General features: G+C 38.6%; 12 protein-coding genes. All 12 read right to left on the minus strand.

Annotated features, from left to right (window positions below; genetic code table 11):
• Positions 1–48 precede the first annotated feature (48 nt).
• The 12 genes from QNH48_RS25940 to QNH48_RS25995 all read right to left on the minus strand — a co-directional run bounded on the left by QNH48_RS25940 (position 49) and on the right by QNH48_RS25995 (position 15,125).
• Positions 49–1,503, minus strand: a complete 1,455-nt coding sequence (locus tag QNH48_RS25940; protein WP_283952568.1) for a S41 family peptidase — start codon at positions 1,501–1,503, stop codon at positions 49–51.
• Between the two features lie 164 nt (positions 1,504–1,667).
• A complete protein-coding gene (locus QNH48_RS25945; protein WP_283952569.1) occupies positions 1,668–2,996 on the minus strand; it encodes a murein hydrolase activator EnvC family protein in 1,329 nt (442 codons plus the stop codon).
• Positions 2,997–3,098: 102 nt separating this feature from the next.
• Positions 3,099–3,992 (minus strand): permease-like cell division protein FtsX, encoded by an 894-nt coding sequence (gene ftsX / locus QNH48_RS25950; RefSeq protein ID WP_283952570.1) that lies wholly within the window; start codon positions 3,990–3,992, stop codon positions 3,099–3,101.
• The gene (gene ftsE, locus QNH48_RS25955; RefSeq protein WP_283952571.1) at positions 3,982–4,668 is read right to left on the minus strand and encodes a cell division ATP-binding protein FtsE; all 687 of its coding nucleotides are present in this window, start codon (positions 4,666–4,668) and stop codon (positions 3,982–3,984) included. Before ftsE ends, ftsX begins: the two co-directional genes overlap by 11 nt.
• A 294-nt stretch (positions 4,669–4,962) precedes the next feature.
• Positions 4,963–5,283: a cytochrome c551 gene (gene cccB / locus QNH48_RS25960; RefSeq protein ID WP_283952572.1), complete on the minus strand. Its 321-nt coding sequence runs from the start codon at positions 5,281–5,283 to the stop codon at positions 4,963–4,965.
• 51 nt (positions 5,284–5,334) lie between these two features.
• Positions 5,335–6,198: a YitT family protein gene (locus tag QNH48_RS25965; protein WP_283952573.1), complete on the minus strand. Its 864-nt coding sequence runs from the start codon at positions 6,196–6,198 to the stop codon at positions 5,335–5,337.
• A gap of 287 nt (positions 6,199–6,485) precedes the next feature.
• A protein-coding gene (prfB, locus tag QNH48_RS25970) for a peptide chain release factor 2 (RefSeq protein WP_283952574.1) occupies positions 6,486–7,587 on the minus strand; the annotation gives its coding sequence in 2 pieces (ribosomal slippage) (positions 6,486–7,514 and positions 7,516–7,587; 1,101 coding nt in all).
• A gap of 434 nt (positions 7,588–8,021) precedes the next feature.
• Positions 8,022–10,166 carry a multiheme c-type cytochrome gene (locus QNH48_RS25975; RefSeq protein ID WP_283952575.1) on the minus strand — a complete coding sequence of 715 codons (2,145 nt, stop codon included), beginning with the start codon at positions 10,164–10,166 and terminating at the stop codon, positions 8,022–8,024.
• A 336-nt stretch (positions 10,167–10,502) separates the two neighbouring features.
• Positions 10,503–12,059 (minus strand): cytochrome c3 family protein, encoded by a 1,557-nt coding sequence (locus QNH48_RS25980; protein ID WP_283952576.1) that lies wholly within the window; start codon positions 12,057–12,059, stop codon positions 10,503–10,505.
• A gap of 191 nt (positions 12,060–12,250) precedes the next feature.
• Complete coding sequence (locus tag QNH48_RS25985; protein WP_283952577.1) at positions 12,251–13,222, minus strand: 6-bladed beta-propeller; 972 nt, start codon at positions 13,220–13,222, stop codon at positions 12,251–12,253.
• A 2-nt stretch (positions 13,223–13,224) separates the two neighbouring features.
• The gene (locus QNH48_RS25990; RefSeq protein WP_283952578.1) at positions 13,225–13,923 is read right to left on the minus strand and encodes a tetratricopeptide repeat protein; all 699 of its coding nucleotides are present in this window, start codon (positions 13,921–13,923) and stop codon (positions 13,225–13,227) included.
• Positions 13,924–13,943: 20 nt separating this feature from the next.
• Positions 13,944–15,125 (minus strand): cytochrome c3 family protein, encoded by a 1,182-nt coding sequence (locus tag QNH48_RS25995; protein ID WP_283952579.1) that lies wholly within the window; start codon positions 15,123–15,125, stop codon positions 13,944–13,946.
• Positions 15,126–15,136 lie beyond the last annotated feature (11 nt).

Consider the following 15,136-nt stretch of genomic DNA (forward strand, 5'->3'; position numbering starts at 1 on the left):
TTATTTGTCACACATAAAAAAACAGAGGCAGCTGCCCCTGTTTACCTTTTATTTTGCAATTAATCTTAATGCGGTTTGAAGCTGGATGTCGTTTTTCTCTTTTTTCATTTCTTTTATTACCTGTTCTTCTAGCATTGCTGCTGTTTTCGCATCAATTTTTCCCGTTGGCTGCAAGTTGTTGTTTTGCTGGAAAGCTTTAACTGCTGTTGTGGTTTCTTTACTAAAATAACCATCTGTTCTTCCAGGAGCGAAGCCTAAACCAGATAATATTTCTTGAGCATTTTTGACCTGCTCATTGTTCATATCCTCTTTAAGCGGTTCTTCAATTTGAAGTGGATGTGTATCAAAGATGGCAGGCTGCTTGATTTCAACATCAGGTTTCACTCCTTTTTTGTGAATCCAGTTTCCATCAGGTGTCAGCCATTTAAAGAGCGTCAGCTTAATATTGCTGCCATCTCCCATCGGAACTGCCTGCTGTACTGTTCCTTTACCAAAAGTCGTTTCCCCAACCAATTGATAGCCTGCCGCTTCTTTTAATGCTCCTGCTAAAATTTCTGAAGCTGACGCACTGCCTTTGTTAATGAGGACTGCTACTGGGTAATCCTTTTTCTCGGTAAGATTGGAGAAGTGCCGTTCCTTATCTCCATTTCGTTTCTCGATTTGAATAAATGGTTTTTCTTTCGTAACAAATTCTTTTAAGATATCCTCAACACTAACGAGCAATCCGCCAGGGTTTCCACGGACATCTATAATTAGGCCATTAATATCTTTTTTCTCCAGCTCTTTTAGCTCCTTTTTAAAATCAGCCGCTGTCTCTTGAGAGAACGAAGTAATTTCAATGTACCCTATCTTTTTTCCATCTAGTTTTTTCACAGAAGCATGAATGGTCTCAAGTGGAATTTCATCACGTGTAACATCAATGGTGAGAGGCTCCTTTAAGCCCTTTCGTGCGATTTCTAATTGGACCTTTGTTCCTTTTTTACCGCGAATTTTTAAGGTTGCTTTATTTAAATCTAGACCCTCAACACTTTTTCCGTCTACCTTCAAAATCTCATCATTCGGCTTTAATCCCGCTTTTTCAGCTGGTGAATTTTTAAATGGAGAAATAATGATGATTTTCCCATCCTCCATGCCTACCTCTGCACCTATACCTTCAAAGGATGATTCTAAAGCTTGACTGAATTGTTGGGCAGTTTCCTTATTCATATAAACGGAATAGGGATCATCTAAAACAGTAAGCATTCCTTGGATGGCACCCTCCACAAGCATCTCATTATCTACCTTTTCAACATATCGGCTTAGGATCAATTCATATGCCTGGTTGACCTTCGCAAGGTCCTCCATATCATTTTGATTTGTAACGGCTGTACTTGTTTTCATTAATGTTTGTTCAAGGGCTGTGTTTCCCTCTGTTTGTTCAAACCAATTCATTCCCACATATGTGCCCCCCGCTCCCGTAAGAAGCGAACCAACCATCATCAGGGCAATCCACTTACTTTTCATCTTGTTCCCCCTCATGTGCAGCTTCAAAAATTAATGAGTCTCCCACCCGTCTGTTTATTAACTATTATGTAAGGAATGGACGAGTTATGCCAGAAATATGGAGGTGGCCTTCTACTGATTTTTATGCAAAAAAAAGGAAGAAGCATAGCTTCTCCCTTTAGACTTTATGGCATTGGTACAATTCCCACAGGATTGATTGCGTTACTCTTACTTCCATTCCATTGCCCTCTATGAAGTTCAAAGTGTAAATGTTTACCCGTTGAATCACCGGTGTTACCCATAATTCCAATTTGCTGGCCTTTTTTTACAACTGCTCCAGAGCTGACCATTCGCGCTTCCATATGAGCAGAAACCGTTGTATACGTTTGTCCATTCACAGAATGGGCGATAAAAACAACATTCCCATAACTGCTAGAATAGTAGGATTGAATAACAACACCATCGGCTGCTGCCCAAATTGGTACATTTGCTGCACGATTAGCTATATCTATCCCATAGTGGAAGGAGCCCCATCTAGGTTCAAACCCTGATGTAAAAGTTCCATTCGCTGGCATTGTGAATGCTCCACTAGAAACCGGTGGAGATGGTTGTGACGGGGTACTATCCCCTCCACCACTGCCAGAAGCAGAACCAGAACCAGAACCAGAATTATTGTTGTTCGCAGCTGCCGCTGCGGCTGCAGCATCAGCGGCTGCCTTTGCTTCGGCAGCAACTGCTGCTTGGCGTTGTTGTTCAAGCTCAATGGCTTTTTGAATGGCTGCTGATTGTCCCGCTAGAATTTGTGCCTCTTCTTGAAGCTCCATTTTATGCTCATGAATTTCATCTTCCTGCTCTTCTAACGAAGCTAATAACTTATCCTTTTCTGCTCTCTGTGCATTTAATTGTTGGTTCATTTTTTCTAAGTCAGCGAGCATAGTTTGAACACTAGCTAGCTCTACTTCCAGCTTGGCTTGATTTTCCTCGAGACTCTTTTTATCCGCTTCATGCTGAACTAGAATATCCTGGTCTGCCTGCATGATTGTAGCCACTGCACTTGCACGGTCAATAAAATCACTAAAGTTTTTTGACCCCATTAACACGTCAAGATAACTGACCATTCCACCTGTTTCTTGATAATTTCGGGCACGGTCTTTTAAAAGCTCATTTCTCTTATCAATTCGTTCTTTTGTCACCTTAATTTCTTCCTGGAGTCTAGTAATTTCTGCTTTTGTTTCCTCTAGCTCGGCCGTTTTTTCTCTGATTTTTTTATGTGTATCGCCAATCGAAAGATCAAGGCGAGTCATTTCTTCTTTTACATCTGCCTGCTTTGAATTTAAACTATTAATCTGTTGATCTGCATTATTGATATCAGAAGATAATTCTGAATTTTTCTTTTGAATTTCTTGTTGCTGTTTTTGTAAGCCTGAAATAGAAGCCGCTTCAGCGATTCCCCCAAAAATACTGCTTACAATGAATGTTCCTGCAACAGCAAAAGTTACCAATGATTTTTTCAAGTCCCAGTTCTCCTCCCCACTTATACATTTATGTAAGGGCAAATCGTTCTACCCTGCTATTTAAATCAGGAAGGACATTTTACACTGCCCTTCCTGACAAAATTAAACCTTTAAGAACTTTCTAACTGACATCACACTGCCCCAGATTCCGATTAAACCTCCCATTAAAAGAAGGAGTCCAGAAACCTGATACATAAACGGGCTAAATGGAAGAATTTGAATGAAGTTCCCTATTAACTTTGGTGCTAGATACTCATAAGCGTTATAGTAAGCAATCGATATTAAAATAATTGGCAGGATTGCACCAAGGATGCCAAGCCATAATCCTTCTAAGAAGAATGGCCACCTAATAAAGTTATTCGTTGCTCCTACCAGCCTCATAATCTTAATTTCTCTACGGCGAGCTATGATCGTAATTTTAATAGTATTAGATATTAAGAATACCGCAGTGAAAAATAATCCAGCGATTAATACAATTCCTACATTTCGGCTTGCTTTGATAAAGTTAAATAATTTTTCAACCGTTCCCTTACCGTACACAGCCTTCGTAACATACTCTAGCTTTCCAATTTCCTTTGCTGCTTTCATAGTATCTTGTGGCTTTTTCGTTTTTACGATAAATACATCGTTAAGTGGATTGTCTTGTTCGAAAAGTTTAAATGCTTGTCCATCCTCACCCATGCTCTTAATTAACTCTTCAAGCTCTTGTTCCTTGGATGAAAATTTCACACTCTGTACTTCTGAAATATTTTCAATCGCACTTTTTAACTTTTGCTGATCTTCATCATTTGCTGCAACATCGATGTGAACGCGAATTTGCACGTCCTCTTCTATGGTCTCAGCCACTTTATTGAGATTCATCATAATAACGAAAAAGACACCAACTAAAATGAGCGTTACCGTAACAGCACTTACGGAGGCAAACGTCATCCAGCCATTTCTTCCAATACTCTTAAAGCTTTCACGCGCATGACGGCCAAGAGTTCTAATTTTCATAACCGTAATCACCTCTTTGTTCATCACGTGCTATTTTACCAGCCTCAATGGCTATTACACGATGTTTAATGGTGTTGACGATTTCCCGATTATGAGTTGCCATTACAATCGTAGTACCCCTGTTATTAATCTCTTCAAAGATACTCATGATTTCCCATGATGTCTCTGGATCAAGGTTACCTGTAGGTTCGTCCGCTATTACTACCTTTGGTGAGTTAACAATCGAACGGGCAATCGAAACACGCTGCTGCTCGCCTCCGGATAACTCTGTTGGAAGCATTCTTGCTTTATGCTTAAGGTTAACAAGGTCAAGTACTTCCATTACGCGCTTCTTGATATATTTCGGCTGCGCTTCAATAACTTCAAGTGCAAAGGCAACATTCTCATAAACGGTTTTCATTGGCAACAGTTTAAAGTCTTGAAAGACTACACCAAGATTCCGCCTGAAAATAGGCACTTTCTTATTTTTTATTTTAGCCAGGTTAACACCATTCATCGTGATTGTACCTGAAGTTGGGACTTCCTCACGATACATCATTTTAATGAACGTAGACTTCCCCGCACCACTTGGACCAACTACATAGACAAACTCGCCTTGGTTAATCCGTACGTCAATCCCATTTATGGCAGTAACCCCATTTGGGTACTTTTTAAACACATCCTGCATTTCTATCATTTTAGATCACCTTTATAAGTTAGTTTCGAAACAATATTATTCGACATTAACCTCTTATTTTCTTGCACAAAAACAAAATCCTAGACAAAATACTGCAGGATTTCGCATAAATTCATTATAACACTCTATAGGCGTAAAAAAAGCGGTAAAATTATTACAGTTTCTTTTCAAAACCTACATAAATTGTTATATATATCCTAGATTTTTCGACAAAATCATAAAATTCCTATGAAAATATTAAGTTTTTGTAAAAATAAAAAACGTTCTGTATAAATAACAGAACGTTTACAATCATTACTTTTTAGCTGAAAGCCAATCTGCAACCTTATCAAGGTCTTCGCCTTCAATTAGACCTGCTGGCATTCCGCCGTCTGTACCATCTTTGATGATAGCAGCAATTTCATCTTTTGACTTGGTAGCTCCAACAGCAGTTAGGTCAGGTCCCATACCACCCTTTAAGTCACCGCCATGGCAGCTTGAGCACTTTTGTGAATAAACTTTTTCAGCATCACCTGCTTGTGCTGTGTCTCCACCCTCGTCGTCCCCGCCGCCACATGCAGCAAGACCCATAACTAGAGCTGTTCCCAGTAACATCTTTAGCAGTTTTTTCTTCATAGTTACTCCCCCTTAATGAAAAAATTACCATACGAAGATAGTATAGCAGTCTTACGCCCTTTTGAAACCTTCTCCCAGCACTTCAGAAGCATCCATAACGACGACAAACGCAGTCGGGTCAAGGGTTTTAACCAATTGTTTCAATTTTGTGAACTCACGTTGATCAACTACACACATAAGAACTGGACGTTCATTATCGGTAAACCCACCATATGCAGATAGTTTTGTCACGCCCCGGTCAATTTTATTTAGAATTCCCGCGCGAACTTCCTCTTGCTTATTCGTAATTATCATCGCCGTTTTCGACCTGCCAAAACCAACCTGAACCAAATCTATCGTTTTGCTTGTTACATATAAGGCAATGAGTGCATATAATCCACGTTCAATATCGAACACAAGAGCAGCTGAAATGACGATAAGTCCATCAATCAGAACAACACTCGTTCCAAGTGTTAACCCTGTATATTTTGTAATAATTTGTGCCGCCAAGTCCGTTCCGCCTGTTGAAGCATTTCCTCTAAAAACAATTCCAAGCCCAAGACCTACTGCAATCCCGCCAAACAAAGCACTAAGTAATGCGTCATTCGTCCACGGTTCAATATTCTTTGTTAAAAAAACAACAAATGGTAAAAATAATGTACCGACAAGGGTTTTAACCCCAAATTGTTTTCCTAGTAAAATAACTCCAGCAATAAACAATGGAATATTAAAAGCCCACTGTACGTAAGCAGGTTCCCATCCGAGCACGCTTAATAATATCGTACTGATTCCGCTGACTCCTCCTGAAGCAATTTGATTAGGCAGCAGAAAAACATTAAAGGCCAGCGCGATAATAGCAGATCCGATTATTACGTTTATGTATTCTAAAGCACTTTCAAATTTCGATGCAGTCTGGTTACTTTTTCTCTTATTCATTGTGCAATTCCCCTCTATATTACCTTTTTGCTATATTTTCTAACTCAACCGTAGGTGAGTATAGCATGGCAATAATTTGCTGTAAATGGGATTGAGATAACGCATTAAAGGGTTAAATTTTTATTAGTATTTACTATTAAATAAAAAAAACTCGTCATATTCTTTGTGAGTTTTTTTGAGGTACATGAGCCTGCCTGATACCCCAGCCAAGTAATTGTGTTTTAAAGTCAAATTCATGTTAACGAAAGAAATGACGCGAGCAATTTGCACACGTCATTTCAATTTGATTATGAAATTCTAGAACGAAGGTAAGCATCAATAAATGGATCCAAATCTCCATCCATAACACCTTGGACGTTTCCACTTTCTGCACTCGTCCGATGATCCTTTACCATTGAATAAGGGTGGAATACGTAGGAGCGAATTTGGCTGCCCCAGCCGATTTCTTTTTGTTCACCGCGAATTTCCAGTAGTTCTTTTTCCTGCTGTTCGATTTCGCGTTGATAAAGCTTGGCTTTCAACATTTTCATCGCTGCTTCACGGTTCTTAATCTGTGAGCGCTCATTCTGACAGGTAACAACAACCCCTGTTGGCATATGGGTAATCCTCACAGCTGAATCAGTGGTATTAATATGCTGTCCACCTGCACCGCTGGCACGATACGTATCTATTTTTAGATCCTCAGTACGGATTTCTATTTCAATTTCATCATTAAATTCAGGCATAACCTCACACGATACAAAGGATGTATGACGACGGCCAGAAGCATCAAACGGTGAAATCCTGACTAAACGATGGACCCCTTTTTCCGCCTTTAAATAACCGTATGCGTTATGACCTCTTATCGCCAAGGTTACACTTTTAATCCCCGCTTCATCACCAGGAAGATAATCAAGTGTTTCAACCTTAAAGCCCTTTTTCTCTGCCCAACGTGTATACATACGGAGCAGCATCGAGCCCCAGTCCTGTGACTCTGTTCCACCAGCACCTGGGTGCAGCTCTAATATCGCATTATGTTTATCATATTCTTCGCTTAGCAGCAGCTGAAGTTCAAATTCATTTAATCTTGAGGTCAGTTTGATTAACTCTTCCTCAAGCTCTGTCTGGAGTTCCGCATCACTTTCTTCTTTTACAAGCTCATAGCTTACTTCAAGATTCTCAAATGTTTCGAATAAGTCACTAAACTCATTTACCTGATCCTTTAAAGCATTGGCTTCACCAATGACAGTTTGGGCCGCCTGCTGGTCGTTCCAGAAATCAGGATGAAGCATTTGATCATCCAATTCAGCTATGCGCGCTTCCTTATTTTCAAGGTCAAAGAGACCCCCTAAAGTCCGCTAATTTCTTAGCTGATTTTTCAAGTTCATTTCGAATTTCTGCTATTTCCATTTTCGTCACCTCTATAAAAATTACGGTCTATTTCTAGCATATGTCATGGGCGTTCGTTTGTTCCTTATCCATTATAGCCTGTATGGTGGGGAAATTTCAAAAATGAATAAATTTGAAGCGTTATTTGAATCTGTGGATAACAAAACTTATCAACAATTAAATAAATCCTAAAATATAAAAACACGGGAAAACCATGTGGATAAGTGTACTTATCTACATACTTTTTTCAAAAGTCTAACAATTCTATCCACATATCTACAAATCCACAGGAGTTATCTACAATTTAAAAGTTTCTATACAATAATGCTCTACTTATCCACAAGACCTAAGTTATCCTTATTAAAGAACGTTATATCATAAAACTATTTATTAAAACATATCTATTAAATCGTCCTCCAAATAAAAAAATCAGGAGGCACATGCCTCCCATTTTTTTATGGTTCTGGTACTATTCCCTGTTTAGGTGCATGAGCAGCACTAAATGCTCTTTCCACCTCTGTCTCCCCTCTACCATGACAGTATGAGCAGGCTTTGTCAGGATTATCACTATGCTGTATTCGCGTTGAGTCATATTTTTGTCCTGTGACCCCGTAGATGGCAGTTGTGCCATTGTGACAGGCCATACAGAATTCCCGCCCCTTGGAATCTGTTAATATTTTGAACTCTCGCTCAGTAGAACCAATTAATACTTTAATAATTTTACTATCAGTATCAACAGCATTAAATGACTGTACACTCTCGTGCCCTAATGATTCTTTAAGTTGTTTTATATTGTTAGACCCATGGGTATCATGACACTCTGCACATGGAAGGTACCCAACAAGAGGACTACCATCTTGAGCTTTGATAATATGTCCTGAAAAATCTTTCTCCTCTACTGTTATCTCACGATTAGAGAAGGAGGATTGTCCGTTGATATCTTCATACTGTTTCTTGATTTCTTCGGTCAAATTATTGTAATGACTTGCTATATCAGCAATCTTTTCATATTTCTGTTTGAAATCTCCATTATGACAGCGGAGGCAGAGCTCATAATCTTCATAGATTCCAATTGCTGTACTCGATTTACTATATTTGAAAACTCGATACTCTACAGCAGGATTAGCAATTCTTTCGGCACTATCGTTTTCATGACAAGACTCACACAATTGTTCCTTACTGCTAATTTCCTCTGTTGGTTTATTCGGATCTACCGGATCCGATGGTAAATGCTTATAAGTAATATGGTCTTGTGCCATGTTTGGATTTTTTTCTGACCAATCCAAATGAGGATTATGACAGCTTGCACAGGAACTCCCACTTGGTTTACCATCAATCTTTACAGCTGCATTATGGGTATGTGCGGTAAGCCTATTCTCGGGCAATGGCGCTACTGTACCGTCATGACAAGCCATACAATAGTTGTCAGATGCAAGATTCTCTTTTTGCACTATTTGCTCTGGTGCGGTTTCCATTTTAGGTGAAATCAATTCAGGATCCTTCGATGCGTGTGTATTATGGCAATTCCCACAGGTATTTACGTTATTAGTATAACTTCCATGTGGATTCTGATGTTCACCTGGTGCGGTTCCAACAGTCGTGAACGACCAAAATCTTGGGAAAGCACTATTTTCAGCCGAATCAATAATCCCTAATGGACTAATCAAGACATTATATTTTGTACTCGGTGATAATGGATTCAATGGTGTGAAGGTTATCTCGTTTGTTAAATTATTATAATTGATCGTTCCATCAACATTTATACCATCATGGGAGAGATTGATACTTTTACTAATTACGTCCTGATTGTCATTTAAAGCAGTTGCATCCGATATCTTAACTCTTATAGTAGGATTCAACGAAACTTGCGTCATATCCTGTTTAGGAAAAATATCTGGCAAGACTTGTGGTCGTAAAGTATCTAATATAAAGGTAGCTTTATTAATATTTCCATTGTTACCTGCTAGGTCAGTTGCATTTGCATAAACAGTATGGCTGCCTTCGGTTAATTTGGAATCCTGATACACCCATTTCCCCATACTATCAGCATTAACGGACACCCATGTTCCTATGACTTTGCCTTCTGAATCCTCTGTACAATCCATACAAATTTTTACGGCAGCAGAAGGTTCTGTGGTTCCTTCTATACTTCTAGAATTCAAATAATCACCATTGCTTGGATTGATAAATGTTATATTTGGCAGGGTAGAATCAATTGTTAGTTCAATAGGATTGGAAATTATTTGAACTCCGTCCACGTCAAATCCAGCAGTAATAGTATGAATTCCTTCAGCTAATGGTATTGAAATAGTCCAGATGTTATCTATCACATCATTGGTTGTTCCTTTTTCCTCTGTACCATCATAAAGAGTAATAGGGGTTTCAGGTGGCATATTCTCAACAGTACCGGAAATAGTTACGTTTGTTACTTTTGAAAAATCACCTGTTATTGGTGTATCAATCGTTAACTTGGGATCAGTTGCCGCACCCTTTACATTTGTTATAAAAAATATTTGCTGATTTCCTAACAATTGAATAAATAAAACAAGTATGACAAGTACTTGAAATTTGGTCTTATTTAGAAGGCCACTATACCTCATTTAGCACCTCTCATTTCTACTATATTTGCAGTGTTAAAGCGTTGTTCCTCTCTACTTATTTTATTCCTATTGATGGGAAGGTTCTAGAGAAAGGGGCGATATTTCAATAAATATTCATATATAGAATGTAAAAATGTGGATTATCATTCACTGATTTTATTCGCAAGGGAGACTACGGTAAAAGGTAATTTTGTAAATAGATAAATTTGACAATTTGATGGCTAAAATGTTACTATACTAGCAAATAATAGGGTGCTATGCCGAAGCATAGCACCCTATTTCCAAAATTTACTTTTGAGCTAATAATTAGTTGCAGCTAATTGTTAGCTTATTTTATTAGTTTGTACCAGGCATTCCAACTGGGTGATCCGCATTACGCTCTGCGTTCTTAATAGTTTCAGCGTGTGAGCTGTTATGACAAGCCCAACATACTGACATGTTAGTGAACTTTTTAAGAGCTGAAGAAGCGTTGTTATCTTGCATGTAACCTAAAGCTCCTGTTTCATCACCTTCAAACTGTCCACCTATAGCTACTAAGTCATTAATAGTACGTCCAAGAGAATCTTTCATGATGTATGCGTCAGTACCGTGACCAAAGTGGCAACGTACGCAAGTGTAGCTGTCGCTGTTTGTGCTGTGACGGTATGCAGCAGTTTCGTCACCGAAGTGAGATCCACCACTAGTGCTGTTTGATACTAGGTAGTCAGTGTGACAAGCCGCACAGAACTTAGACATTTGTACCCCAACGTTTTTAACAGTTTTAGCACCAGATGTTGCATCAGTAGATACTGAGTAGCCAAGATCTTTTAATTCTTGTTCTGTTTTACCATCGAATTTTGAAAGGTCTGCACCTGACCAGTAAGCACTTTGGATAGTGTCATGGCCTTCCTTAGCCATTTGAACTACTACAGGACGAGCGATGAAACCTTCATCAGCAAGTTTAAGTTTATCGGCACCAGTCTGGTTTACTGAGTAAACTTCAGCATGCTCAAAATCGAAGTATACATTTTTGTTGTAAGAAGATATACCAGCAGCTCCATCCATTAAACGTGTCCAATATTTCGTTTCATCTGTACGAGAATCATATCCATATAACCATGGAGCAGTAGTTTTTACATAAGTTGCACCACTCTTGTTATATTGAGCAATAGTTACTTTACCATGACCATCAACAGCAGCTTCTTCAGTACGTAATAATACGACAGCAGCTGTTTGTCCTTCTAAAGTATCAACTACAGGAACATTTACTAATTGGTTACCACCCTCAGCAACTGGCAATGCACCTATTCCGTTTGGATTGTATTGAAGTAAACGGTCAGAGTAAGATCCGTGTGGAGCGTGACAGCTTGCACAGTTAAAGCTTTCTCCCCACATAGTTCCTCTAACTTTGTCATCACTTGTATCCGCATCAGTTAGGTCAGCTGGATTTCCACCAGGAGCAGCACTGATTTGCACAGTATCGTTTGACATGTGCATAGAAGAACCGTGAGATCCACCGAATGTACCTGCACCTGTCGTTTTAGCGCTAGTAGCAGTATCTAGTGAGCCATCAGGGAATACATTTAAGAAACCTAATGTACCATCATGACATGCGGTACATGTTTGGTAAACACCATCAGCAAATAGTAATTGATCGCCTTTTGCAGTATGTGTTTGGTGACAGCTTGCACAAGAGTTAGTATTGTTTTGGTAAGAAGTGTGAGTATTGTGACCAGTTAAATTTTTAATTACAGTACCTTTTGTAGAACCGTCATTTGTGTCAACACCCTCAGCAGTGTCGTTTGCATTCTCTAGAATTGTTCCGGCTGTTCCTGGAGTCATTTTTGGTGTATTATAACCAGGTGCTGGATCTGTTGCAGCAGAAGCCGCGATTGCAAACATGCTAAACAACATGAGTGCAAATATAAAGCTTAAACTAAACTTTCTCATTCTTGAAACCTCCCAAATAAATCTCTCTTTTTATCTCTCTTTTTTGTGTTTAACTCTATGAAAAAAACATCTACAGCCTACTTTTCTATACCACCCCCTTAAATGTGAAGGAAATAGGTTATGAAACTGTAATTCATTATCTAGGGTTAAACCTATTAATTGAAAACTTGAACCCTAAGGTTAACAGTATCAGTGATGAACACATTATCGTTCTGGTCGACAAACAATCCATTAGGGAGGTAGAATTGTCCATTTTGTTCACCCATTCCGCCCATTTGGAATACTTTTTTACCATCCTTATCAAAACCATAAACCACGTGAGTTAGATTGCTGACAACATACATAATACCGCGGCTGTCGAAGCCAATTCCTCTTGGGTTAACAAAAATAGATTCACCTTTTCCATTATTGGAACCATTAATAATTTTTACAAACTTTCCTTTTTTATCGAAGATTTGGACACGCTGGTTTCCAGTATCAACGACGTAAATATTACCTTCCTCATCTGCAGTAATTCCATTAGGTGCGTTAAACTCACCATCATTTGTACCATGCTTACCAATTTCAAGGAGTAACTTACCCTTCATATCAAACACATATGCTTTGTTGGCTTTTATATCTGTTACATATACCTTCTTATCGATAATCCGGAGTGCAGCGGGAGATGAAACTTTGCCATCCTTGCTTGCTTCTGGAGCAAAGTACTCGATAAATTTACCTTTTTCATCAAAAATTGAGATATTTCCATTATATAAATCTGCTACGAAAACTCTTCCCTTTTCATCTGTCGAAATCCCATATGGGAACTTAAATTGTCCCTCACCTTGACCATCCTCCCCAAAGGAAAAGAGGAAATTCCCACCGACATCAAACGCTAGAACGCGTTTATTATCTGTATCCGATACATAGGTAAAAGATTCATTGGCTGTTACATCCATCGGCTTTTTGAGTGGTTTATCAAAGTCACCAGTGAGCGACATGCTGTAGTTTGGTGCTCCTTGGGGATCAAGAACCTTTAGTAATCCAGTATCGACTGCTTTTGTATTATTTAAGAAAAGGAAGGTAAAAACTGCTGCCGTGGCTATAGCAATGAGCGCCATTCCAATAAACACATTACGTCTTTTCATTGTTATTCACCTTTAGCCTTTGTGTCTTTATCTTTCAGTCTATCTAGGGCGTCTACTGCATCCGTATACAACGGGTCAAATGCAAGAGCATCCTTGTAAATAAGGATTGCATCATCATAATTACCTTTTGCTTCAGCTACCATCCCAATTTGATAAATAATGTCGGCATTAGTTGGAGCCAGCTTATTGGCTTGTTCTAGTGCCTTCGTGGCATTATCGTATTCTTCCAATTCACGGTAGGTAATCCCCATTTGCATATGACCCTTAAAGTCTTTGGGAGCAATTTTCACGGTCTTTTCAAACTCAATCAATGCCTCGTTGTAGCGTTCTTCATCGAGGAACACTAAACCTAAATTGTAATGGGCATCGTAATAATTTTTATCCTGCTCTAATACAAAATCAAACTCTTTAATCGCTTTTTCATTATCACCTTTTAAGAAATAGGTATAACCTAGTATTATACGATTCTCTAAGTTTGCTGGGTCTTTTCTAACCTCTTCCTTGTAAAACTCAAGCTGCTCATTCACTCTTTTCATATCAATATCATTCCAAAAATAAAAGTGACCGAGAGCATATCCAGTACCCACTGAAAATACCAATGTTAAAAATAACAGCAGAATACTAGTTTTCTTTGTAAAAGTCTTTGGTTGCTTCTTAGATGGTCTTCCCTCAACTTCCTGAGGTACTTTTTCTGCGTCCATATTAAATCCCCTCTCGGAATTTATTTCTTAGCTTTATGGTCACTATCTGTACGGTGACATTTCGTACATGTTTTTTCAACATGACACTTCAAACATGATTTGTCGTATTTCTGATTCTCTGCAATATCAATTGGATGTTTCTTCCTCCATGTATCCTTATGGGAGCTAGGATGACAGGTAGCACATTGAACATTTGTAACAGGTGCATCACTAGTAATCCGGTTTTCATGACAAATGAAACACTTTTGTGTATCCTTTGATAATTTCCCATGTTTCGTCATGAAAGAAGTGATTTGATGGCTTTTTGGCCTTTCTCCGTGACAATCTTTACAAAAAGTATTTGTTTTTACATAAGCATTTACAGTTACATTGCTAGAGTCAGTTTCTTCGTTATTCAAATACTTCTTATAAGTCGGATCTTGTTTAAATAAATCATATTCTACCGATGACATATAGGAATGGCACTTCTCACAAGTCTCTAAGTCAGAAGGCTTAATTTTCCCATGATCGCCAGCTTTGAATTTCTCCGTTTTATGATCATCTGGAATCATGGTCGATTCATGACAAGCTGTGCATTCGATTGTTACCTTTCTAGCTTTATGACATTCCATACACGTATCCATTTGTGGACGAATGTACTTGGTGTCACTCATTACGGAAGCACCTAACTTATGATTCCATTTTCCATAATCACTTTTATAGGTCATTTTTCGATCTGAAATTTCCCCGTGTGACGTACCACTATGGCATTGAACACACTCAATTCCTTCTGTCTTATGTTTATCGTGAGGGATAATAATATCACCGGAAGCAGTTACAGCGCGACTCTTCATATTATGACACCTTTCACATGCCTCATCTGGTATTAAAGTAGGCATTTTGATTGGTGCCAAATATGTGTCTGTTTGTTTTTTATAAAATTCAACTACGCCATTCACTTGCGCTTTAGCATAATTTTCTGCTCCTGGATCAATATGACAACTTACACAATCAACTTCACTATGACTTGATGCCTTCAATGTATAATACTGTGGTTTCATTTCATGGCAGGAGGAGCAGAACTCTTGACTAGAAGTCGTTTCTACTCCTATTAACCCTAATGAGAAAAATACAACGATAAACATTACTGCTACTGTTAAATATTTAATAAATTTGTAGCCTTTCCGTGGAGGGGGGATCTGTTCTACTTGTTCTTCTTCCACATATATACCCT

The sequence above is a fragment of the Neobacillus sp. YX16 genome, assembly GCF_030123505.1.
Lineage (GTDB): Bacteria > Bacillota > Bacilli > Bacillales > Cytobacillaceae > Neobacillus.

Bases quoted from the DNA above. Each gene is read 5' to 3' on its own strand.
- QNH48_RS25940 (WP_283952568.1), bottom strand. From the start codon at position 1,503: ATGAAAAGTAAGTGGATTGCCCTGATGATGGTTGGTTCGCTTCTTACG.
- ftsX (WP_283952570.1), bottom strand. From the start codon at position 3,992: ATGAAAATTAGAACTCTTGGCCGTCATGCGCGTGAAAGCTTTAAGAGT.
- ftsE (WP_283952571.1), bottom strand. From the start codon at position 4,668: ATGATAGAAATGCAGGATGTGTTTAAAAAGTACCCAAATGGGGTTACT.
- cccB (WP_283952572.1), bottom strand. From the start codon at position 5,283: ATGAAGAAAAAACTGCTAAAGATGTTACTGGGAACAGCTCTAGTTATG.
- QNH48_RS25965 (WP_283952573.1), bottom strand. From the start codon at position 6,198: ATGAATAAGAGAAAAAGTAACCAGACTGCATCGAAATTTGAAAGTGCT.
- QNH48_RS25975 (WP_283952575.1), bottom strand. From the start codon at position 10,166: ATGAGGTATAGTGGCCTTCTAAATAAGACCAAATTTCAAGTACTTGTC.
- QNH48_RS25980 (WP_283952576.1), bottom strand. From the start codon at position 12,059: ATGTTGTTTAGCATGTTTGCAATCGCGGCTTCTGCTGCAACAGATCCA.
- QNH48_RS25985 (WP_283952577.1), bottom strand. From the start codon at position 13,222: ATGAAAAGACGTAATGTGTTTATTGGAATGGCGCTCATTGCTATAGCC.
- QNH48_RS25990 (WP_283952578.1), bottom strand. From the start codon at position 13,923: ATGGACGCAGAAAAAGTACCTCAGGAAGTTGAGGGAAGACCATCTAAG.